We start from the raw sequence: 22336 nt of genomic DNA, 5'->3' as shown, positions 1-22336 counted from the left end.
GCCAGACCCGCACTCAGACACGGACGCTGCCCTTGCCAGACGACACGCCCGTCATCGAAATACGCAACCTGCACAAGGCCTATGGCGCGCTTGAGGTGATCAAGGGCGTGGATATCACGGCTCACAAGGGCGATGTAGTTTCTCTCATCGGTTCGTCCGGCTCGGGCAAATCTACTATCCTGCGCTGCGCCAACCTGCTGGAAGACAGCCAGCAGGGCGACATCCTGTTCAAGGGCGAACCTGTAAAGTGGAAGGGTGAGGGCCTGCTGCGTCACCCTGCGGACGCCAAACAGGTGCTGCGCATCCGCACCAACCTGTCGATGGTGTTCCAACAGTTCAATCTTTGGGCCCACATGACTATTCTGGAGAACGTGATGGAGGCCCCGATCACCGTTCTGGGCCGCGACCGCGCCGAAGTCGAGAAAGCCGCCCATGCCTATCTGGACAAGGTCGGCATCGCCGACAAGCACGATGCCTATCCGGCACAATTGTCGGGTGGCCAGCAACAGCGCGCCGCCATCGCCCGCGCCCTTGCCATGGAACCCGAGGCGCTGTTGTTCGACGAACCGACCAGCGCACTGGACCCTGAACTGGAACAGGAGGTCGTGCGCGTTATCAAGGACCTGGCCAGCGAGGGTCGTACCATGATGATCGTCACCCATGACATGAAGATGGCCGCCGATGTCTCTGATCAGGTTATCTTTTTGCATCAGGGGCTGATCGAGGAACAGGGCGCGCCCGACGCGCTGTTCGGCGTCCCCAAATCCGAGCGGCTGCGGCAATTCCTCAGTTCGACCATGGCCGCCTGACACCAGAAACCGATACCAACCAAAAAGGGAGCAATATTATGAAAAAGCTGATCCTTTCGACAGCGGCACTGGCCCTTTCAGCCAGCTTTGCCATGGCGCAGGACGTGGTGCGCATGGGCACCGAAGGCGCCTACCCTCCGTGGAACTTCATCAACGATTCCGGCGAAGTCGACGGGTTCGAGCGTGAACTGGGCGACGAACTGTGCAAGCGCGCCGAGCTGACCTGTGAATGGGTCACGAACGAATGGGATTCGATCATTCCCAACCTCGTCTCGGGGAACTACGACGTGATCATCGCGGGCATGTCCATCACTGCCGAACGCGACGAAGTGATCGACTTTACCCAAAACTACACGCCGCCCGATCCGTCTTCCTACCTGGCCTTGTCCGAGGACGTTGACCTGACCGGTGGCGTGATCGCCGCGCAAGCCGGCACGCTTCAGGCCGGTTACGTTGCCGAATCCGGCGCGACCCTGATCGAGTTCGCCACCCCCGAAGAAGCCATCGCCGCCGTCCGCAACGGCGAGGCCGACGCGGTACTGGCCGACAAATCCTTCCTCGTGCCCGTGGCCGAAGAGGATGCCGACCTTATGATCGTTGGCCCCGATGTGGCGCTCGGTGACGGGATCGGCATGGGCTTGCGCGAATCGGACACCGAACTGCGCGAAACCTTCGATGCCGCCATCCAGTCGATGAAAGACGATGGAACCCTGAACGAAATGATCAAGAAGTGGGAAGTCGCATCGACCTTCTGATGCATTCCACCGGCGGGGGCGGGTCATGACCGCCCCCGCATCGCCTTTCGGACCATCCTGAATGTTCTCCTACTGCGCCGATCCCGATACGCTGTCAGGCCTGAAATGGCTGTCGTGCTATCTCACGACGGGCAAACACCTGTCGTTCTATGTCTCCTTCGGGGTTGTCCTGTTGTTGCTGGCCATCACAGCCCCTGCGGCGCTTTTGTTCGGCTTCGGCGGGGCCGCTGCGGCGCGCTCGCGCATCTGGCCAGTGAATTGGCTGGGCCGCATCTATATTGCCATCGTACGCGGTGTGCCCGACATCGCCTTTTTCCTGTTTTTCGTGATCGCGCTCGATCAGGGATTTGAATGGATGCGCCATCAGGTCCTGTGCCCCGACTGGGATCAGCCGATCCGGCGAGGCAACGATTTCATCGTCTGTGCTCAGGCCAAACTGCCGCTTGGCAACGCACCGCAATGGATTCACGAGGTCTATGGCTTTTTCCTTGCCGTGCTGACCTTCGCCATCGTCTTTGGCGCCTTTGCCGCCAACGTCCTGTTCGGCGCGATGCGCGCCGTGCCCCATGCACAGCTTGAGACCGCCGAAGCCTATGGCATGACCCGGCGGCAAACCTTCTGGCGCATCCTCGTGCCGCAGATGTGGGTCTATGCCCTGCCCGGCCTGTCGAACCTGTGGATGGTGCTGATCAAGGCCACGCCGCTGTTGTTCCTTCTGGGTGTCGAGGACATCGTTTACTGGGCCCGCGAATTGGGAGGCACCGCCAACCCGCGCTTTACCCAATACCCTCATGGCGACTGGAGGATGTGGTATTTCCTTGCGCTTCTGGTGTTCTACCTCGGCTTCACGCGCGTATCCGAACTGGTGCTCGATCGCCTGATGCGCAAACTCAGCCACGGTCAGGCCACGACCGGCGGCGAAGCCCAACGGAAGGCCGCCGCATGAGTTGCTGGCAAACCATACAGGATTACGGGCTGCGCAGCCTCGGGATCGGCGAACGCCTGTTGCCGCGCGAGAACTTCACACTTTGCGAACAGGTCACCCTGATCGGTTCGGGCATGATCTGGAACATCTATTTCGGCACCCTTGCCCTGCTGGCGGGTTTTTTCCTTGCCACGGCAGTGGGGCTTGGCAAGGGCGCACACAACCGCATGATCCGCAAAAGCTCCGAATGGTTCATCTTTCTCTTCCGTGGCTCACCGCTCTTTATCCAGTTCTTCTTTGCCTATTTCGCATTTCTGTCTCTGAAGCGGCTCAGCCCGGTCTTCGATCCGTTTACCTCGGCGTGGCTGGGGGCGCTGATCGTGTTGTTCCTGAATACCGCCGCCTATTCGGGAGAAATCTTCTATGGCGCGCTGCGCTCGATCCCCAAGGGCGATGTCGAGGCTGCCGATGCCTATGGCTTCTCCGGCTGGCCCCGTTTCCGTCGGATTGTCTGGCCCACCATGCTACGCTTGGCATGGCCTGCCTACACGAACGAGGCGATTTTTCTGTTCCACGCCACAACGCTGGTATTTTTCACCGGGTTCCCTGCATGGCAGCAACGCGGCGATGCGCTTTATTACGCGAACTACTTCGCCGACAAGACGTTCAACCCCTTCGTGCCTTACCCGATCCTGGCCGGGTATTTCATTCTGCTCACGCTAGTGCTGCTGGCACTGTTCGGACTTATCAACCGCCGCCTGAATCGCCATCTGCCTCGCGCTGCGCGGCGCAGTCTGAAATTCCGCATGAATCTGATACGTTAATCCCCGCATTCATCGCCGGGACGGAAACTTAGAGGTCTTCATTGCGCGTATTACGGGCCTTCACATCGCTCAGCGCCCTGTCCCACACCCGTCCGCGCAGCACCCGGCGAAAGGCACGCTCAAGCTCCGCCACCCCATTGCTGTCATACCAGCGGCCATGTGCCAAAATCACCCGCTCAGGCCCCCAGCCGATCATCCGCTCCAGATCCTCGGCCAGTGCCGTCTTGTCGCGGAAGGTCCATTGCATATCGGGGGGCATCTTGCCGTCGCTGTCGTCAATCCCCGCGATCCAGACGAGAGGCCGCATCCAGACCGGCAGTTTTTCGGTCTCAAACGCTTCGATCAGGTCGGTCAGGATCAGCGTATCGCTGGCCCGGTGAAAAAACACCGCTTCGCGATGTGTCTTGCTGCCGCGCACGATCAACTGGTCGATCTGCCCGGTCCAGAGAAGCTCGGCCCCGTCCCATTGCAGATCGTGATCAAGACTCAACTCAAGCCCCTTTTTCGCGGCCCGCTCAGCCACACCCGGAGCACCCCAAGCCTCGGCCTCGGGCCAGGCAGCCTGCCAATCCGCGATGTGGGCATAGTGAATCCAGTTGGGCGCAATCAGGTGCCGCACGGGACCGAGCGCATCCAGTTCGGCGCGCAGACCATCCGTCAGATGCGTGGGCGAATGCACCCAGACATCCCCGTTCTCCAGCCGAACTACAGTGGCGCGCGTCGAAAACGGCAATCCCATGAACCGGATCGCCGGCCCGTCGATCAGCCAGAGCCCATCGGCCACGGGTTTGAGCGTATCGAGCGGCTCGTATCCCGTGGCCTTCGTCATCGTTTAGTCAGTGACCGTGACTTTGGTCATGGCGTCGGGCTTGCCGACTACCGCACCGTTGGGGCCCGTGCCCCGTTTGATCGCATCGACCACGTCCATGCCATCCGTCACCTCACCGACCACGGTGTACTGGCCGTTCAGGTGATGAGCGGGGGCGAACATGATGAAGAACTGACTGTTGGCGCTGTCCGGATTTTGGCTGCGCGCCATGCCCACGACACCGCGCTCGAACGGCACGTCCGAAAACTCGGCCGTCAGATCAGGCCGGTCGCTGCTGCCGGTGCCGGCCATACGCATGTCACCGCCCTCCAGCTTGCCGAACTGCACATCGCCCGTCTGCGCCATGAAGCCCTCGATCACCCGGTGAAAGACGATCCCGTCATAGGCGCCCGCCTCCGCAAGCGCGGTGATCTGCTCCACATGGCCGGGCGCCACATCTTCGAAGAGGTCAATCGTAACGGTGCCGTTGGTCTCACCCTCGATCTCGATCTGCAATCCCGTCGCCAGTGCCGGGCTGGCCAACAGGCTGAAAAGAAAGGCCAGTTTACGCATCAGAAGCCACCTTCATGCTGATCATCCGGTCGGGGTTCGCGGGCGGCTCGCCTCGGGTGATGGCGTCCACATGTTCCATCCCCGAAATCACGCGGCCATAAACCGTGTATTGCCTGTTCAGGAAATGGTTGTCGCTGAAATTGATGAAGAACTGGCTGTTGGCGCTGTCCGGGTTCTGGCTGCGTGCCGCACCGATGGTACCGCGATCATGCGGGATGCCGCTGAACTCGGCCTTGAGGTTGGGCAGATCGCTGCCGCCGGTACCGGCCATGCGCGGATTGTAATCCTTTTCCATGTTGGCATTGGCCACATCGCCCGTCTGAGCCATGAAGCCGTCAATCACCCGGTGAAAGGCCACGTTGTCATACTGGCCACTGCGCGCCAGTTCCTTCATCCGCTCGCAATGGTTCGGGGCGATATCGGGCAACAGTTCGATCGTTACCGTACCGTCCTTCAGTTCCAGCAGAATGGTGTTCTCGGGGTCTTTGATCTCGGCCATCTGGCGCTCCTTGTCTGATCTGTCGCCGAATACCTAAGATGCCGCGCCCCGATTGCCAAGCGCAGAGCTTGACGCCCCGGTCCCGAGAGGCCATGAGAGGCGCGCATTTGACCCAAGCGGAGACAGTGGCATGAGTTGGAAAACCCTCGATGACATGGACCTCAATGGCAAGACGGTCCTGACACGGGTCGACATCAACGTTCCCATCGAAAACGGGCGCGTCACCGACGCCACCCGCATCACCCGCATCGTCCCCACGATCGAGGCCATCCTTGCCGCAGGCGGCAAACCGATGCTGATCGCCCATTTCGGTCGCCCCAAGGGCAAGGTCGTCGATGACATGTCGCTGCGCCCCATCGTTCCCGCACTGGAACGGGCCCTCGGCTACACCGTAACCTTCATCGAAACACTGGAAGGTGCCGAGAACCTGACCGCCGAAGCGCGTGAGGCCGAGGTGCTGCTACTGGAAAACATTCGCTTTCATCCCGGCGAAGAGGCCAACGATCCGGATTTCGCCAAACGTCTGGCAGGCTTGGGTGACATCTATTGCAACGATGCCTTCTCCGCCGCCCACCGCGCCCACGCCTCGACCGAAGGACTGGCCCATCACCTGCCCTCTTGCGCGGGCCGCCTGATGCAGGCCGAACTCGAAGCGCTCCGCGCCGCACTCGGTCGGCCCAAGCGCCCGGTCGTCGCCGTCGTTGGCGGGGCCAAGGTTTCGACCAAGCTCGACCTCCTGGGCAATCTCGTGGAAAAGGTCGATCACCTCGTGATCGGCGGCGGGATGGCCAACACGTTCCTCGCCGCACAGGGTCTGAACGTGGGCAAATCGCTGTGCGAACACGACATGGCCGACACCGCCCGCACGATCATGTCCAGGGCCGGGGCGGCAGGCTGTGAAATCCTGCTGCCGGCGGATGTGGTCGTGGCGCGCGAATTCGCCGCCAATGCCCCGCATGAAACCGTACCCGCCCATGCCTGCCCCGCGGATGCGATGATTCTCGATGCCGGGCCGCAATCGGTGGCGCGCATCACCGCCGCCATCGACGCCGCCAAAACCCTGATCTGGAACGGCCCCCTCGGCGCATTCGAGATCGAGCCCTTCGATGCCGCCACCAACGCCGCCGCCGCCCATGCCGCCGCGCGCAGCAAGGCGGGCGAGTTGATCTCGGTCGCCGGGGGCGGGGATACCGTGGCGGCCCTGAACAAAGCCGGGGCCGCGCAGGATTTCACCTATATCTCAACCGCCGGCGGCGCATTCCTGGAATGGATGGAAGGCAAGGCTCTGCCCGGCGTCGCCGCACTTAAGGGCTGAGACAGAGCCCGGAATTTTCCTGAATTCCACCTGCCCGAATGGTCGTGTTGTTAGCGCGACCACGATTGCAACCGCGCCTGCCCTCGCCTAGAAGCAAGCTAACCGTGCGGTGTCCTGTCCGGGGCTGCGCATGTCACCAGTCAATCCACATGTCGAAAACGGGGATCACAGATGTCGAAGGAACGTCAGGCAGAGCAGATGCGCAACGGACAGGGCTTTATCGCGGCCCTCGATCAATCCGGCGGCTCCACCCCCAAGGCGCTGCGCCTCTACGGCGTGGAGGAAAGCGAATACACCTCCGACGCCGAGATGTTCGACATGATCCATGCCATGCGCGCCCGCATCGCGCAGGCCCCCGCCTTTACGGGCGACAAGGTTCTGGGCGCGATCCTGTTCGAAATGACGATGGACCGCAAAATCGACGGCAAACCCTCGGCCACCTTCCTGTGGGAAGATCGCGGCGTCGTTCCCTTCCTGAAGGTCGACAAGGGACTGGCCGACGAAGAAAACGGCGCGCAGGCGATGAAACCCATGCCCGAACTCGACGCCCTTCTGGAACGCGCCGTCAAGGCCGGTGTCTTCGGCACCAAGATGCGCTCGGTAATCAACGCGGCCAACCCGGCGGGCATCAAGGCTGTCGTCGCCCAACAATTCGAGGTCGCCAAACAGATTCTGGGCCACGGCATGATCCCGATCGTCGAGCCCGAGGTGACGATCAGCATCAGTGACAAGGCCGAGGCCGAAGAGATCCTGCTGACCGAGATCACCGCCCAACTGGATGCACTACCCGATGATCAGCAGGTCATGCTGAAACTGACCCTGCCGGAAACCGACAATCTCTACAAACCCCTGGTCGACCACCCGCGCGTGATGCGTGTCGTGGCCCTGTCGGGGGGCTATAGCCGCGACGAGGCCAACAGCCGTCTGTCGCGCAATACCGGCATGATCGCCAGCTTCAGCCGCGCCCTGACCGAAGGCCTGTCGGCGCAGCAATCCGACGATGAATTCAACGCCACCATCGCAACCTCGATCGACAGCATTCATCAGGCTTCGGTCGCGGGCTGAAACGCCCTCAGATCGGGAATGTCTGACGACACCCAAGTCTTTCTGGCAGAAGCAACTGAACCGCCCGATCAGATGTCGCGGCGGTCCTGAAAGAAGAATCTGAGCAGTTGTTGGGCCGCATCGCCCGCGATGCCATCATATACTTCAGGGACATGGTGGCATTGCGGGTGGCTGAATACGCGTGCCCCATGCGCCACGCCACCCGATTTCGGGTCCGATGCGCCATAATAGACCCTCGCAATGCGGGCTGCTGAAATGGCCGTGGCACACATCGCGCACGGCTCTAATGTGACATACAGGGAATACCCCGGCAGGCGTTCGCTTTGAGCCGCTTCGCACGCTGCACGGATCGTCAAAATCTCAGCATGGGCGGTGGGGTCGTGCAACTCACGTGTACGATTCCCCGCCTGCGCGACGACTTGCCCATGCGGATCGACGATCACGGCTCCAACCGGCACCTCACCCCGCGCAGCGGCCTTGCGCGCCTCATCGAGCGCGATTTGCATATGGCTTTTGAACGTCATCCTGCCCTATTGCCGTGCGATCCCCGCTTTCGCAAGGGCGGGCTTTGCGCTAAGCGATGTTCTTATGAACACATCGCAACATAAAGGCGACCGAATTGCCAAGGTAATTGCGCGGGCTGGGGTGGCTAGTCGGCGGGGGGCGGAGCGGATGATCGAGGCCGGTCGTGTGGCGGTTAACGGGAAAGTAATCGACCGTGCCGCGCTGAACGTGACCGACAAGGACCGGATCACCGTGGACGGGCGCGACCTGAAGGCCCCGGAACCGCCGCGCCTGTGGCTCTATCACAAGCCCGCGGGCCTTGTGACCACCACGCGCGACGAACAGGGCCGCCAGACCATTTTCGACGACTTGCCCGACGACCTGCCGCGCGTGATGAGCGTGGGGCGGCTGGACCTCAATTCGGAGGGGCTTCTGCTGCTGACCAACGATGGCGAGCTCAAACGCAAGCTGGAGCTGCCCTCGACCGGATGGTTGCGCAAATACCGGGTACGCATCAAAGGCCGCCCGACTGACGCCACGTTTGCCCCCCTGCGTCAAGGCATTGAAATAGATGGAGAAAAGTTCCAGCCGATGAGCGTCACGCTGGACCGCCAGCAAGGCGCCAACGCCTGGGCCACGGTGGGCATCCGAGAAGGGCGCAACCGCGAAGTCCGTCGCGCGATGGAGGCCGTGGGGCTGAGCGTGAACCGCCTGATCCGTGTCTCCTACGGGCCGTTCCAACTGGGCAATCTCAAGACCGGCGCGGTCGAGGAAATCCGCCCCCGCATCCTGCGCGACCAGTTGGGGCTGAAGGACGAAAAAGAGGCGGCGAAACCGGGCAAACCAAGGCCACAACGGACCCGGCGCAAGCGCTGACGCGCATTCCGGCGCTAAACGATATCTTACCCGACCGCGCACCGTTTCGCGCCGCTTTCCGACCGGCATTCAGGCCCCGGCGAATCGTACAAAACGTACGAAATACCCCATTGGTTTGTACAAAACACCGTTAGGCCGGTTTTGCGGGCAAAAGTTTGATGGTTGAAGCGTTTTGGTGGGGCAGTGCGGGGTGAAAGCCTAACCGCCGCGCCCACCGGGAAAGTGGGTGGAATGCGGACTAAGTGAGCTTTCACTGCAGTTGCGCCAATGTCGGCTTGGGTGACATCCTTCAACAAGCCGTCCACTTAGGAAGTAGTGTTGTCTGGTGATGTTGAGCAAGATAGTAGTAGGAAATGAGAAATTTCTTCAGACGAAAGCAATATGAAATCCCAGATAGCTGGGCCGTTTGCCATGTAGGCGGCGACCGGCGTGCAACAATGCGGATCAACACTCCGTTGGAAGGTTTCGTTCACAAGGCTGATTTCTCGATAAGTACGGTTTTCGCTATCTCTTTGAGCAGCTTTGACGCTGAATCTGATATTCCCATCATTTTTGAAGATGCACTATTTGAGCAGCTTCAGGATTCAGGATTGGGCATCATCGCAGCCATAGTTACTAACTCTGAAACTCGTGATTTCATTACCTATGTAAAAAATGAAAAATCTGGACCAAAAACTAAACAATTGATGAGAGCCAATTTCCCAACCGTTCAGATGGATATCTCCAGTCAAGCAGATGTCGAATGGAGTTTGTTTCACAACCTGCTACCAAGTTTATAAATCATCCTTTTGGGAGCGGCCCTTCGCGGCATTTCAGAAATTCGTCAATCTGGGCTCCATGCCGACATCTGGGCGCGATGCAGCATCCGACACGTTGGGCTCGAACCAGACCTCCGCTGCAAGCGGTGCCGATGGTTGCTATGCGGGACAAAACTGCCGTTGCCTGAGCGCGCATCGCCAGACCGCGGGATGGCGATCAAACGGTCATTCTTTGCAGTTTATGCCAGCCCAATCCGAAAGAGGCCTGAACGGGGCGCCGTCCTCACCCAATCGCCAGCCCGTATGGGCGGTCTGGCGATGCGCGGCGGCCTTCGGCCGCTGTATCGCGCGACCGGGAAGACCTCTCCGGTTTCAATGCAGACAACAGCCAGACATGGTGCCGATGGTTGCTATGCGGACGACGTTAGCTTTCGCTGCGGCTGCCCTAAGGGCTGCTTTTGAGAGTGCGCACGAGCGGTTAACGGAAAATTAGCTGTCCAGGACGACCATAATCACCAGGAACTGCAGCAGGGTGGCACCACGATGTTCGTCGATCAGAAATTATACAAAAAGGCGTTTGAGGCATACCTCCGCAAGGGAACGCCCATTGAACTGTCTGTCAAGCGAGCGCGACCAGGCTCCGTCGAAGGGCGAATATATGCAGATCCATCGCGTAGCCAATATACAATATGATCACACTCCTTCGCGCAATTGTCGTCACGTTATGTACCCTTGCCATCCTGAGCGTGTTGGGTCTGACACCTCTTGTGTTTCTGTACTCCCTTAAGTTTGGCCGTTGTGTAAAATTGCCGAATGGCAGCGAATTGAGCTACGAGGCATTTGTCGACTTCGGTAACAGCTACTTGATACCAGATGTTGTGCTGCGTGATCCTGATGGAGCAATCATTGGCAAAGAAATTTGGCCGATACGTGTGACGCGCATTGCGACCCTTGGAACCGCTTGGCCGGAACACAGCAGTTCGAAGTCAGACTTTTCCTTTGTTTGGACCGCTGAAACTGGTTTAGTGAAGCAAGAAGAAAACCCGTCACTGTATGCTGAACTGCGGACCACCGCCAACTTGACGTCAAACTACATCGGAGCACCAGTCGACTTACACGTGAATACGCTATGGATGTTCAAACGGCTTTCGGAAGACAAGCAATACGTTGGGCGATCATGCGCAACTCGCTACTTCACGTTTTAAATGAATAAATCAAAAATGACGTGTCCATCGATTGAAAAATCTTGAGCCACAAACCCTTTGCAAAACCCGGTTTGGTTCTTTCAGGTTTTTATCCACAGCTCGAGCAGCGGACATTGGTGCAAGGTACAGCATCCGTGGACTTTGGCCTCGACCCAAACAGTCGCCGCACGTAACATCAAGGACAGCTATGCAATACCTGGCTGATGCCGGGCATGGATGCAGGCTGAGCCCCGCCAGGAGCAAAAACTTCTTTGCAATCTTGCGACACCAACTCAGAATGGCCCGACAAATGGGTGTCGTTTGAAATGAGTTCGTCGGTCATCGCCATCTCTCTTGTCGCGCTGCACGTCGCGCTTCAGGCAGGGTTTATCGTTCGCGCTCTGCTGCGGCCGTATCGGGAGCCCTCGTCCCGTATCGCTTGGGTTCTGGTCATTCTCGCACTCCCGGCCGTCGGGATGTCAGCTTATGTTCTGTTCGGAGAAACGAATATCGGTCGACGCCGTGTCGCGCGTTACAAGGCGGCGATCGCGCTTGTCGGCCCTGCCACAGAGACCGGGCACGAGATGCGTGAGGCCATGGAGGGCCTTGGGGCCGATCACGAGCAACTCTTTCGGCTGGGGCAGTCGATCAGTGGCTTTCTTCCGGTTTCCGGCAATGCCGCCCGCCTGATGCCGGACTCGGACAGCGCAATAGACTCGATGATCGCCGACATCGACGCAGCGCAGGAAAACGTCCACCTCCTGTTCTACATCTGGCTGGACGACACGAACGGGCGAAAGGTTGTCGAGGCTTTGAAACGGGCGGCGCGGCGCGGTGTTGTGGTGCGCGCCATGGCGGACGATCTGGGATCGCGGAAGCTGGTGCGGTCCGGCCATTGGACAGCCATGCAGGAGGCCGGCGTCAGGCTGGCGCGGGCGCTGCCTGTGGGAAATCTCCTGCTGCATCCGATCCGGGGGCGGGTCGACCTGCGGAACCACCGCAAGATCGTGGTGATCGACAGCCGGATCACCTATTGCGGAAGTCAGAATTGCGCCGACCCCGCGTTTCTTCCCAAGGCGAAATACGGTCCCTGGGTCGATCTCATGGTCCGCTTCGAGGGGCCGGTTTCAGATCAGAACCAGAAGCTCTTTCTTCAGGACTGGCTGTCGCATGTGGATGATCCCCTGACGGACCTGCAGGGCGCACCGGCGCGCCGCAGGTCGGATGGGGATGTCATTGCACAGGCGATCGGGACCGGGCCGACCATTCGCAACTCTGCCATGCCCGAAGTGTTCGAGGCGCTGATGCATAACGCGAAAGACGACCTGATCATCACGACTCCCTATTTCGTGCCTTCGGAAGCCATGCACTCGGCGCTTTGCTCGGCCGCGTTTCGCAATGTGCGCACGTCGCTCGTGATGCCCAAACACAATGATTCATGGGTCGTCGCGGCCGCGAGCCGGAGCTTTTATCTTGAACTGCTGAAAGCCGGTGTCCGGATTTTCGAGTATCCAAACGGATTGCTTCATGCAAAATCCATGACGGTCGACGGTGAAATTGCCCTGATCGGTTCGGCAAATCTGGACCGGCGCAGTTTCGATCTCAACTATGAAAACAACATTCTTCTGAAGAGCCACGCCCTGAGCGCGAAAATTCGCGAGCGTCAGGAGGCCTATATTTCAGCGTCGGGCGAAGTCACCCGGTCCGACGTGGAGAAGTGGAGTGTCGGACGGCGGTTATGGAACAATTCGGTGGCCATGCTTGGGCCGGTGCTCTGAGCGGGCCCGCGCGCCCTAGCCCTGCACCGTGCTCCATTTCTTGCGGTAGCTGCGCGGGGACATGCCGAAGCGTTTGCGAAACCGCGTGGCCATTTGCGAGGTGCTGTTGAAGCCGGTGGCGGCGGCGATTTCGGCGACGCCGAGGTCGGTTTCGTTCAGCAGGGCATGCGCGCGCGAAATCCGCAGGTCGATATAGAACTGCGCCGGGGTGCTGCCGACATGGGTGGTAAAGAGCCGCTCGAGCTGTCGGCGCGAGATGCCGACGCGCAGCGAGAGTTCGTCGATGGGCAGCGGCGTGTCGAGGTTGTCGTTCATCATGTGCATGGCCGCGATCAGGTGTGTGTTGCGGCTGCTGAGGGCGAAGGAAAAGGCCGATTTCTGCTTGCGGTCCTGCAGGTTGGAGCGGACGTGCAGGCACATGTCGGCCACGATGGTGGCGAGGTCGGCGCCGTGGTCGCGTTCGATCAGGTCCAGCATCATGTCGGTCGCGGCGCTGCCGCCGCCGCAGGTGACAAGCGGGCCGTCGATTTCATAGAGCGCACCGGTGGGCTCCAGATCCATGAACTTTTCGACAAAGGCGGGCTGGTTTTCCCAATGCAGGGTAAAGCGCCGCCCCTCGAGCAGCCCCGCCTGCGCCAGTGAAAACGCCCCCGTGCAGATCCCGCCGACCCGGCAGCCGAAGGTCCGCTGGCGGCGAATCCACTGGGTCGCGCGGCGGCTGGCGGTGCTGGCCGGTTCGATCCCCGCGCAGACGAAGGCCAGGGCATCGCGGGGCACGTCCGTCAGCCCGCTGTCGGGGGTGATGTGCACCCCGCAGGAGCAGGTGACCGGCCCGCCCTCTTCGCTCATTACGTACCAGCGATAGAGCTCGCGCCCGGCGACCTGATTGGCCACGCGCAGCGGCTCGAGCGCCGAGGTGAAGGCCAGCAGCGTCAGCTTGGGCAACAGCAGGAAATACACGTCGCGCGGCGGGCCGTCATAGGCCACGCTGAAACTGGCTGCGCCGCGGGGGACGAAAGATCGCGTTGTCATGACGCTGTCATAGCATCCTCTGTATCCGTGGGTAAGACGGGGCAGCCCGTGCGGGCGGTGAAAATGACGGCAGGGCTGGCGATGCACCGCCCGCCACAATCTTCCCCCTAGCAAGGACTGGCGGGTTGGCCTAAGTTTGATGAGACAAAAGGAGTTCCGGGGGACTTATGTCCGATACAGGGTTGCAGAAACTGGCGTTTTTCCTGCTGGTCTTGCTTATTTTCTACGTTTCCGTTGCAGGGGGCGTGTGATGGCGCAACGCTATGGCGGACACTACAGCCCCGACGGTCCGTCCGAAGGCGGGCCGCGCAAACCGGCGACAGGCAGTTATCGCGGTGCGAAACGCACCCGGGCCGGGGGGCGGGTCAACCTGCTGTTTCTGGCCCCTCTGCCGCTGATCTGGAAGGCGTTCACCACCGATCCCGTCGGCATGGCGCAATATCTGGCGGCGCTCGGCCTGCTGATCCTGTCCGCATGGCTGACGCGCGAGGGGATACTGGCGCAAGAGGCCTATGAGGCGCGCAAGGTGGCGCGCCGCCCGGCCTTGCCGCGCAAGATCGTCGGATCGCTCTGTGCGGGCGCGGGCCTGTTCATGGCCGGGATCGCCGGGTTCGGCCTGCCGGAGGCGGTGATCTTTGCCGTGCTGGGGACGGTCATCCATTCCTTCGCCTTCGGACTGGACCCGCTGACGGACAAGGGCATGGACGGTGTGGACATGTTCCAGACCGACCGTGTGGCGCGGGCCGTGGACGAGGCCGAAAAACACCTGTCGGCCATGTCAGAGGCGATAAAACGCGCAGGCGACCGCCAGCTTGAGGCGCGGGTGGATCGGTTCAGGACCACGGCGCGCGATCTGTTCCGCACGGTCGAGGAAGACCCGCGCGACCTGACGGCGGCGCGCAAATACCTGTCGGTTTACCTGCTGGGGGCGCGCGACGCGACGATCAAGTTCGCCGACATCTACGGGCGCAACCGCGATCCGCAGGCCAAGGCGGATTATTCGGCGCTGCTGGACGATCTTGAGGGCAATTTCGCGGCGCGTACCGAGAAGTTGCTGCTGGACGACCGCAGCGATCTGGATATCGAAATCGGCGTTCTGCGCGACCGCCTGCAACGCGAGGGCATCCGCCCAAACACCAACAACGAGTGAGGGAATACCATGTCGGACACCATTCGCCAGAAAGCCGAGGCCGCGCTGGCCGAAGTCGAGGAAGTCAGCCGCGCCATCCTGCCCGAACCCGCCGAGGCGAATGCCATCGTGCCGCTCGAACAGGCCGATGCGACCGCGGGCGGAGAAATCCGCAAGCGCATGGACGAGATCGACATGTCGGATACCAATTCGATCGTATCTTTTGGCTCAGCGGCGCAGGCGGAATTACAGGAAATCTCGCAATCCATGCTGCAAGGCGTGCGCAACAAGGATGTCGGCCCGGCGGGCGACAGCCTGCGCGGGATCGTCACCACGATCCGCGGCTTTTCAGTGTCCGAACTGGATGTCCGGCGCGAACGGACATGGTGGGAAAAGCTGTTGGGCCGCGCCGCGCCCTTTGCCAAGTTCACCGCGCGGTTCGAAACCGTGCAGGGCCAGATCGACAAGATCACCGACGATCTGCTGCATCACGAACACACGCTGCTGAAAGACATCAAGTCGCTTGACCTGCTCTATGAAAAGACGCTGCAATTCTATGACGAACTGGCGCTGTATATCGCGGCGGGCGAGGAAAAGCTGAAAGAGCTGGACAACACCCATATCCCCGCCAAGGAGGCCGAGGTGCAGGCCGCGCCCGAGGACGATCAGGTGATGAAGGCGCAGGAATTACGCGATCTGCGCGCCGCGCGTGACGATCTGGAGCGCCGGGTGCACGACCTGAAGCTGACCCGGCAGGTGACGATGCAGTCGCTGCCCTCGATCCGGCTGGTGCAGGAAAACGACAAGAGCCTGGTGACCAAGATCAACTCGACCCTGGTGAACACCGTCCCGCTGTGGGAAACGCAACTGGCACAGGCGGTGACGATCCAGCGTTCCGCGCAGGCGGCCGCCGCGGTGCGCGACGCCAACGACCTGACCAACGAATTGCTGACCTCGAACGCCGAAAACCTGCGCGAAAGCAACAAGATGATCCGCGAGGAAATGGAGCGCGGCGTGTTCGATATCGAAGCCGTCAAGAAGGCCAATGCTGACCTGATCGGCACGATCCAGGAAAGCCTGGCCATCGCTGACGAAGGCAAGGCCAAGCGCGCCGCCGCCGAGGAAGAACTGAAGAAGATGGAAGCCGAACTGCGTGACACGCTGGCGGCTGCCAAGGCGCGCAAGGACGGTGTGGGCGACAATGCCGGCACCTCGGTTCCGAAAGGCTGAACAGGCAGTGGGCGCACGATGTTTCACGGTTCGGGCATTCATGGGGCTGGCGGCGCTGGCCCTGTCAGCCTGTGCGATGACCACCCCGCCACCCGGCACCAAGCCGCAGGCCCGCCCGCCGGGCCTTGTGCCCGCCCCGGCCCCTGCCCCGGTCAGTCCGTCACCGGCCAGCCAGGCCATGTCACGCTATTACGCGGCTGTGCAGGCCGACCTGCTGGCGCAAGGGCTGCTGCGGACCGATGGCGGCGGGCCGGACACCCCGTATACCGACACCGATCTGATGCGGAATTTCGAGCGGATCGCGTTTTACGACGAGTACGAACGCAACGGTGGTTTCCGCCGATCCAGCGGCGATGCGGTGGGGCTGCGCAAGTGGACCCGCCCGGTGCGCATGTCGGTCGAGTTTGGCGATACCGTTCCAAAAGCGCAGCGCGCCGAAGACGAACGGATGGTGCGCGATTATGCCAAACGGCTGGCGCGCGTCACCGGGCATCCGATTTCGACCGGGCGTTCGAACCCGAATTTCCACGTTCTGTTCATGGGCGAGGACGACCGCGATCAGGCGATTGCGCGCATCCGGCAGATCGTGCCGAATATCAATACGTCATCGCTGGCGCTGTTTCGCATACTGCCGCGATCGATCCATTGCCTGGTGGTGGCGTTTTCGGACGCCGAACACGATTACAGCTACAGCCGCGCGATTGCCTTTATCCGCGCCGAGCACCCCGACCTGATGCGCCAGTCCTGTGTGCATGAGGAACTGGCGCAGGGGCTGGGGCTGGCCAATGACAGCCCGCACGCACGGCCCTCGATCTTCAACGACGATGACGAGTTCGCGCTGCTGACCACCCATGACGAAGAGTTGCTGAGCCTGCTCTATACCCCGGTACTGACCCCCGGCATGCAACCCGACGAGGCCCGCCCCATCATCAGGCGGCTGCTGGCCGGTACAGCCGGGTCGATCTGACGACAAAGGAGACCTGAATGATGGGTATTTTCGATTTTCTGACCGGCGAGTTCATCGACGTTATCCACTGGGTCGACGATACCCGCGACACGATGGTCTGGCGCTTCGAGCGTGAGGGCCACGAGATCAAGTATGGCGCCAAGCTGACCGTGCGCGAGGGTCAAGCGGCGGTGTTCGTGCACGAAGGGCAACTGGCCGATGTGTTCACGCCCGGCCTTTACATGCTTGAAACCAACAACATGCCGATCCTCACGACGCTGAACCATTGGGATCACGGGTTCAGATCGCCGTTCAAGTCGGAGATCTATTTCGTCAACACGACGCGGTTCAGCAACCTGAAATGGGGCACCAAGAACCCGATCATGCTGCGCGACCCGGAATTCGGCCCCACCCGCCTGCGCGCCTTTGGCACCTATACGGTCAAGGTGGCCGATCCGGCACGGTTCCTGTCCGAGATCGTCGGAACCGATGGCGAGTTCACCATGGACGAGATCAGCTATCAGATCCGCAACATCATCGTGCAGGCGTTTTCGCGGATCATCGCGGGCAGCGGCATTCCGGTGCTGGACATGGCCGCCAACACCGCCGACCTGGGCAAGCTGGTGGCCGCCGAGATTTCCAAGGTGGTGGCCGAATACGGGCTGACCATCCCCGAGTTTTATATCGAGAACATCTCGCTGCCGCCCGCGGTGGAAGAAGCGCTGGACAAGCGCACATCGGCCGGGCTGGCCGGGGATCTGGGCAAGTTCACCCAATACTCCGCCGCCGAAGCGATGACCGCCGCCGCCAAGAATCCCTCGGGCGGGGCGGGCATCGGTGCCGGGCTCGGCATGGGGATGGGCATGGCGATGGCCCAGCAGATGGCCAACCAGCAAGGCCCGTGGGGCGCCGCGCCGCAAACCGGACAGGCCACCCCGCCGCCCCCGCCTCCGCCGGTCGAGCATGTCTGGCACATCGCCGAAAACGGCAAGACCCACGGCCCCTATTCCAAGGCCGACATGGGACGCATGGCCGGAGACGGCAAGCTGACGCGCGACAGCCATGTCTGGACCGCCGGGCAGGATGGCTGGCTGCGGGCCGAGGACGTGGCGGAACTGGCGCAACTGTTCACCGTCCTGCCGCCGCCGCCGCCGGAGGCGTGACACCGGCGCAGGGGCTGTGCCCCGCCTGATCGTCTTTTCAAGCGCCTTTCCGATGGCAGGTTTCGTTCATGCCTTTTTCCGACACTTCCGCGTCCCTCGAAGAACACCGCTTCCCCTGCGATCAATGCGGGGCGGATTACCGCTTTGATCCGGCGGCGGGGCGGCTGGTGTGCGATCATTGCGGCAACAGCGAGGACGTGGCGCAATCGGGCCCGTGGGAAAGCTCGATCCGCGAGCTGGATTTCCGCCGCGCCCTGGCGCAGGACCTGCCCGAGCAGGACATCGAGGAAACCCGCGTCAGCACCTGCCCCAATTGCGGCGCGCAGGTCGAGTTCGACGCCGATGTTCATGCCGCGGAATGCCCGTTCTGCGCCACGCCGGTGGTGACGGATACCGGTACGCATCGCCATATCAAGCCCAAGGGGCTGTTGCCCTTCGCACTGGACGAAGACAGAGCCCGCAAGGCGATGACCGATTGGCTGGGCCGTCTGTGGTTCGCGCCCGGCGGGCTGAAGGAGTATGCGCGCAAGGGGCGGCGCATGCAGGGGATTTACGTGCCCTACTGGACCTTCGATGCCGACACCCGCTCCGCCTATCGCGGTGAACGCGGCACGGTTTACTACGAAACCCGCACCGTCACCCGCAACGGCAAGCGCGAGCGGGTGCGCGTGGCCAAGGTGCGGTGGCGCGCGGTGTCGGGCCGGGTGGCACGGTTTTTCGACGATGTGCTGGTACTGGCCTCGCGCAGCCTGCCCAAGAGGTTCACCGACGCGCTGGAACCGTGGGATTTGTCGGCGCTCGAGCCCTACAACCCCGAATACCTGGCCGGGTTCCGCGCCGAGGGGTATTCGGTGGACCTGGAAGAGGGGTTTGCGGAGGCACGCCAGATCATGGACCGGGTCATCGCCCGCGACGTGCGGTTCGACATCGGCGGCGACCGGCAGCGCATCCATGACATCCGCACCGAGATCGGTGACATCACCTTCAAGCACGTCCTGCTGCCTGTCTGGCTGGCGGCCTATAAATACCGTGGACAGACCTATCGCTTTGTCGTCAACGGTCGCACGGGCCGGGTTCAGGGCGAGCGTCCGTGGTCGGCGTGGAAGATCGCCCTTGCGGCCATCGCGGCGCTTTTGGTCGGGGCCGTGGTGGGGTATGTCGTCGCCAAAGAACAGGGAGTTTTGTAGATGAGCGACACCTATGAGACGCTGACGCAGGTGCTGCGGGAGCGGCATTCGTGCCGCGCCTTTCGCCCCGAGCCGGTGCCGGACGAGGTGATCACGCGCATCGTCACGGCGGCGGGTCAGGTCCCGTCCTGGTGTAACGCGCAGCCCTGGCAGATCACCGTGACGCGCGGGGCCGAAACCGAGCGTTTCCGCGCCGCCCTGCTGGAACGGGCCGCGCAAGGCGACCCGAACCCCGATCAGCCCTGGCCGCAAGGGTTTCCCGGCATCTACGGCGACCGGCGGCGGACCTGCGGGTTTCAACTCTATGACGCGGTGGGCATCGCGCGCGACGACCGCCCGGCGCGGGCCGAGCAATCCATGCGGAACTATCGCCTGTTCGATGCGCCGCATGTGGCCATCGTGCATAGCGAGGCCGCGCTTGGCCCTTACGGGGCGATGGATACAGGCGGGTTCATCACCACGTTCATGCTGGCGGCCAGATCGCTTGGCGTGGACACGATCGCACAGGCCGCCATTGCGGCCTATTCCCCGATGGTCCGCGCACATTTCGGGTTACCGGATACGCGGACCGTCCTGTGTGCGATCTCCTTCGGCTACGGCGATACGGACCATCCCGTTAACGGTTTTCGCACCGAGCGCGCAGATCTGGATGAAATCCTCGACCTGCGCGGTTAGGAACAGCCCGCAAGGCATCACCCGCGCTTGATCGCGACCTTTTTGGCCTCGCCCGTGGCTTCTGTCCGTTTGGGCACCGACAGGCTCAGCACCCCGTCCTTGAGATGCGCCTCGAGCCGGTTACCATCCGCATCGGCGGGCAGACGAAAGGTACGGCTGAACGCGCCGTATTGCCGTTCGGAAAAGAACCACGTGTCGCCCTTTTCCTCCCGCTCCTGGGTTTTCTCGCCCTTCACGGTGACCACACCGTCATGTACCGACACGTCGATATCGCTCTCGGTCACGCCGGGCAGTTCCAGAGTGATGTGATACGCGTTGTCGCTGGCCGATGCATCGGAGGCCGGGGACAGCCAGTCGGCCACGCGCTGACCGAAATTGCGCATGGGCTCATAGACCGACGGCCAGAAGCCGGATTGGGATTTTTCAACCATGGTGCCAACTCCTTTCAGTAAGACGAATAGCAGAGAGTATGCACATCGCTGGCGCGGTGCACATTGATTCGTATCAAAGTCCGGGCCTTGCGACGCCACGAAAATTCGGCCAACAGGGTGACGAACCGGACACGGAAACGGAGCGGGATCATGCGCGCATTGCTGCAACGGGTTACACGGGCCTCTGTAACCGTCGAGGGGCAGATGACAGGGCAGACGGGCCCCGGCCTGTTGGTGCTGGTCTGTGCGATGCAGGGCGATACCGAGGCACAGGCCGATCACCTGGCTACCAAGATCGCCAAACTGCGGATTTTCACCGATGAGGCGGGCAAGATGAACCGCTCGGTACGCGATATCGGCGGCAGCGCCCTGGTGGTCAGCCAGTTCACGCTGGCCGCCGACACGAGCCGGGGCAACCGGCCCGGATTTTCAACCGCCGCCCCGCCGGAGGACGGCAAGCGCCTGTATGAATATTTCGCCGCGCAACTGGCCGCGCAGGGCGTTCCGGTGGAAACCGGCCGGTTCGGGGCCGACATGAAGGTGGAACTTCTGAATGACGGCCCGGTGACGATCTGGATGGAGGCCTGAGCGGCCCCTAGCGCAAAAGCGCGTCCTCGAACGGGAATTGCGATAACAGGTCGATCCCGGTGTCGGTGATCAGCACCTGCTGTTCCAGCTTTACGCCTTCGCTGCCGCCGTCCTCGCCGATATAGCTTTCCACGCAGAGCGTCATGCCGGGCAGGATTTCACCGTCATAGCCTGCGTCGGGAAAATCCCCGTGGTGATAGAGATAGGGGTATTCCCCGGTCATCCCGCAGCCATGCGAGGACAGGTAATAACGGTTGGCATAGTATTTCTCGGGGATGTCCCATGCCTCGTTGGCGTAATCGCGGAAGGACATGCCGGGGCGCAGGATGCCCATGTTGTAGTGGACCTGCTCATGGGCCACCTTGTAAAGTTCACGCTGCGTATCGGTGGGCGTATCGGGCCCGGAATGGAAGGTGCGCGAGAAATCGGCGTAATAGCCGTGACAGCCCACCACATCGGTATCGAGCGCGATCAGTTCGTTCTTGCCGATCACGTTGTTCGAGGTTTCCTGAAACCACGGGTTCGTGCGCTCTCCGGCATTGAGCAGCCGGGTTTCCACGTAATCGCCATTCTGCGCGATGACCGACTGGTGCAGGACGGACCAGAGTTCGGCCTCGGTCAGGCCGGGGCGGATCGCGGCGCGCAGTTTGCCCACGCCGATCTCGGTGGCGCGGAGCGAGGCGATGACGCATTTCATTTCCTCGTCGGATTTGATTGCGCGGGCCATCTCCACGGGTTCCTGCGCGTCGACGATGGTCAGCCCCTGTTCGCGCAGGGCAAGGGCGGTGCCGGCGTTCAGCCGCTCCAGCCCCACGGTTGCGCCCTTGCCGACCAGTTCGGCGATCAGGTCGGCCATTTCGGCGGCCCAGGCCCGCTCGCGCTCGGCGATATGAGGACCGGCGGCCACGAAACTGGCGGTTCTGGCCGGGCGCACCTCGTCCACGGTTTCGAACTCGTCGGCCAGATGCAGGCAGCCGGTGAATTCGAACAGGATGGAACGCCCGGCGGTCAGCAGCAGATAGCGCGAGGGCGCGTTGCGCATGGAAAACACCTGCATGTTGCGGATGCCGGTGGCATAGCGGATGTTCACCGGATCGCTGAGGATCACCGCGCCGATGCCACGGGCGGCCATTTCCTGCCGCACGCGCCCCAGCCGGTAGAGCCGCACCGCGCGCAGGTCGATGCCTTCGTCTTCGGGGGCGCGATCCAGTTGGGCGAGCCCCTCAAGGTCGCTGCGTTCGGCGTGCCAGTCGAGTTCGGGCATGTTTGATCCTTCTCATTC

General features: G+C 61.8%; 25 protein-coding genes. 17 read left to right on the top strand and 8 right to left on the bottom strand.

The features are described from left to right. The first annotated feature begins 32 nt into the window (after window positions 1–32). From BUB53_RS12765 to BUB53_RS12750, 4 genes are all read left to right on the top strand, one after another. Window positions 33–809, top strand: a complete 777-nt coding sequence (locus BUB53_RS12765; RefSeq protein WP_073035166.1) for an ABC transporter ATP-binding protein — start codon at window positions 33–35, stop codon at window positions 807–809. Between the two features lie 38 nt (window positions 810–847). Continuing rightward, window positions 848–1564 carry a transporter substrate-binding domain-containing protein gene (locus BUB53_RS12760; RefSeq protein ID WP_073035165.1) on the top strand — a complete coding sequence of 239 codons (717 nt, stop codon included), beginning with the start codon at window positions 848–850 and terminating at the stop codon, window positions 1562–1564. A gap of 61 nt (window positions 1565–1625) precedes the next feature. Continuing rightward, window positions 1626–2510 (top strand): ABC transporter permease, encoded by an 885-nt coding sequence (locus BUB53_RS12755; protein ID WP_073035164.1) that lies wholly within the window; start codon window positions 1626–1628, stop codon window positions 2508–2510. After that, window positions 2507–3313, top strand: a complete 807-nt coding sequence (locus BUB53_RS12750; RefSeq protein WP_073035163.1) for an ABC transporter permease — start codon at window positions 2507–2509, stop codon at window positions 3311–3313. The genes BUB53_RS12755 and BUB53_RS12750 overlap by 4 nt, the downstream gene beginning before the upstream one ends. 28 nt (window positions 3314–3341) lie before the next feature. Here the strand turns inward: BUB53_RS12750 and BUB53_RS12745 are convergent, their stop codons facing one another. From BUB53_RS12745 to BUB53_RS12735, 3 genes are read right to left on the bottom strand one after another with little or no spacing between them, the layout of a single operon-like run. Then, on the bottom strand, window positions 3342–4142 hold the full coding sequence (locus BUB53_RS12745; protein WP_073035162.1) for a DUF4336 domain-containing protein: 801 nt from the start codon (window positions 4140–4142) through the stop codon (window positions 3342–3344). Between the two features lie 3 nt (window positions 4143–4145). Then, entirely contained in the window at window positions 4146–4694 is a 549-nt protein-coding gene (locus BUB53_RS12740; RefSeq protein WP_073035161.1) for a peptidylprolyl isomerase, read from the bottom strand. Further along, window positions 4687–5193, bottom strand: coding sequence for a peptidylprolyl isomerase (locus tag BUB53_RS12735; RefSeq protein ID WP_073035160.1), 507 nt, complete (start codon window positions 5191–5193; stop codon window positions 4687–4689). The genes BUB53_RS12740 and BUB53_RS12735 overlap by 8 nt, the downstream gene beginning before the upstream one ends. A 130-nt stretch (window positions 5194–5323) precedes the next feature. Here BUB53_RS12735 and BUB53_RS12730 point away from each other — a divergent pair, with 130 nt between their 5' ends. Together BUB53_RS12730 and BUB53_RS12725 are read left to right on the top strand one after the other, a co-directional pair. Next, a complete protein-coding gene (locus BUB53_RS12730; protein WP_073035159.1) occupies window positions 5324–6508 on the top strand; it encodes a phosphoglycerate kinase in 1185 nt (394 codons plus the stop codon). Window positions 6509–6679: 171 nt separating this feature from the next. Further along, entirely contained in the window at window positions 6680–7573 is an 894-nt protein-coding gene (locus tag BUB53_RS12725; protein WP_073035158.1) for a fructose bisphosphate aldolase, read from the top strand. Window positions 7574–7641: 68 nt separating this feature from the next. Here BUB53_RS12725 and BUB53_RS12720 read toward each other — a convergent pair whose 3' ends face one another. Then, window positions 7642–8097, bottom strand: coding sequence for a nucleoside deaminase (locus tag BUB53_RS12720; protein WP_073035157.1), 456 nt, complete (start codon window positions 8095–8097; stop codon window positions 7642–7644). 64 nt (window positions 8098–8161) lie between these two features. On the opposite strand from BUB53_RS12720, the gene BUB53_RS12715 reads away from it, so the two are divergent. The 3 genes from BUB53_RS12715 (at window position 8162) to BUB53_RS12705 (ending at window position 10916) form a co-directional block, all read left to right on the top strand. Further along, complete coding sequence (locus BUB53_RS12715) at window positions 8162–8953, top strand: pseudouridine synthase (protein WP_073035156.1); 792 nt, start codon at window positions 8162–8164, stop codon at window positions 8951–8953. 353 nt (window positions 8954–9306) lie between these two features. Continuing rightward, window positions 9307–9732, top strand: coding sequence for a DUF695 domain-containing protein (locus BUB53_RS12710; protein WP_084729122.1), 426 nt, complete (start codon window positions 9307–9309; stop codon window positions 9730–9732). 668 nt (window positions 9733–10400) lie between these two features. Continuing rightward, window positions 10401–10916, top strand: a complete 516-nt coding sequence (locus BUB53_RS12705; protein ID WP_073035154.1) for a hypothetical protein — start codon at window positions 10401–10403, stop codon at window positions 10914–10916. Window positions 10917–11091: 175 nt separating this feature from the next. On the opposite strand, the gene BUB53_RS22775 is transcribed toward BUB53_RS12705, so the two are convergent. Continuing rightward, window positions 11092–11238, bottom strand: a complete 147-nt coding sequence (locus BUB53_RS22775) for a hypothetical protein (RefSeq protein ID WP_159437822.1) — start codon at window positions 11236–11238, stop codon at window positions 11092–11094. Between BUB53_RS22775 and cls the strand changes: the two genes are divergently transcribed. After that, window positions 11222–12673: a cardiolipin synthase gene (gene cls, locus BUB53_RS12700; RefSeq protein ID WP_073035296.1), complete on the top strand. Its 1452-nt coding sequence runs from the start codon at window positions 11222–11224 to the stop codon at window positions 12671–12673. The genes BUB53_RS22775 and cls overlap by 17 nt on opposite strands. A gap of 15 nt (window positions 12674–12688) precedes the next feature. On the opposite strand, the gene BUB53_RS12695 is transcribed toward cls, so the two are convergent. Beyond that, window positions 12689–13705: a GlxA family transcriptional regulator gene (locus BUB53_RS12695; protein ID WP_073035153.1), complete on the bottom strand. Its 1017-nt coding sequence runs from the start codon at window positions 13703–13705 to the stop codon at window positions 12689–12691. A 250-nt stretch (window positions 13706–13955) separates the two neighbouring features. Here BUB53_RS12695 and BUB53_RS12690 point away from each other — a divergent pair, with 250 nt between their 5' ends. The 6 genes from BUB53_RS12690 (at window position 13956) to BUB53_RS12665 (ending at window position 20035) form a co-directional block, all read left to right on the top strand. Further along, entirely contained in the window at window positions 13956–14855 is a 900-nt protein-coding gene (locus BUB53_RS12690) for a 5-bromo-4-chloroindolyl phosphate hydrolysis family protein (RefSeq protein WP_073035152.1), read from the top strand. Window positions 14856–14864: 9 nt separating this feature from the next. Then, on the top strand, window positions 14865–16064 hold the full coding sequence (locus BUB53_RS12685; protein ID WP_073035151.1) for a toxic anion resistance protein: 1200 nt from the start codon (window positions 14865–14867) through the stop codon (window positions 16062–16064). 40 nt (window positions 16065–16104) lie between these two features. After that, window positions 16105–17031: a DUF2927 domain-containing protein gene (locus tag BUB53_RS12680; RefSeq protein ID WP_073035150.1), complete on the top strand. Its 927-nt coding sequence runs from the start codon at window positions 16105–16107 to the stop codon at window positions 17029–17031. A 20-nt stretch (window positions 17032–17051) separates the two neighbouring features. Next, entirely contained in the window at window positions 17052–18173 is a 1122-nt protein-coding gene (locus BUB53_RS12675) for an SPFH domain-containing protein (protein ID WP_073035295.1), read from the top strand. Window positions 18174–18241: 68 nt separating this feature from the next. Continuing rightward, window positions 18242–19360, top strand: coding sequence for a TFIIB-type zinc finger domain-containing protein (locus tag BUB53_RS12670; protein ID WP_073035149.1), 1119 nt, complete (start codon window positions 18242–18244; stop codon window positions 19358–19360). Further along, window positions 19361–20035, top strand: a complete 675-nt coding sequence (locus tag BUB53_RS12665) for a nitroreductase (protein ID WP_073035148.1) — start codon at window positions 19361–19363, stop codon at window positions 20033–20035. Between the two features lie 17 nt (window positions 20036–20052). On the opposite strand, the gene BUB53_RS12660 is transcribed toward BUB53_RS12665, so the two are convergent. Then, on the bottom strand, window positions 20053–20466 hold the full coding sequence (locus tag BUB53_RS12660; protein WP_073035147.1) for an Hsp20/alpha crystallin family protein: 414 nt from the start codon (window positions 20464–20466) through the stop codon (window positions 20053–20055). A 150-nt stretch (window positions 20467–20616) separates the two neighbouring features. On the opposite strand from BUB53_RS12660, the gene dtd reads away from it, so the two are divergent. Continuing rightward, a complete protein-coding gene (gene dtd, locus BUB53_RS12655; protein ID WP_073035146.1) occupies window positions 20617–21054 on the top strand; it encodes a D-aminoacyl-tRNA deacylase in 438 nt (145 codons plus the stop codon). A gap of 7 nt (window positions 21055–21061) precedes the next feature. Here the strand turns inward: dtd and BUB53_RS12650 are convergent, their stop codons facing one another. Then, complete coding sequence (locus BUB53_RS12650; protein ID WP_073035145.1) at window positions 21062–22318, bottom strand: M24 family metallopeptidase; 1257 nt, start codon at window positions 22316–22318, stop codon at window positions 21062–21064. Window positions 22319–22336 lie beyond the last annotated feature (18 nt).

This window comes from Roseovarius pacificus (genome assembly GCF_900142665.1).
GTDB classification, from domain to species: domain Bacteria; phylum Pseudomonadota; class Alphaproteobacteria; order Rhodobacterales; family Rhodobacteraceae; genus Roseovarius; species Roseovarius pacificus.
This window is presented reverse-complemented; position numbering and strand designations above follow the sequence as displayed.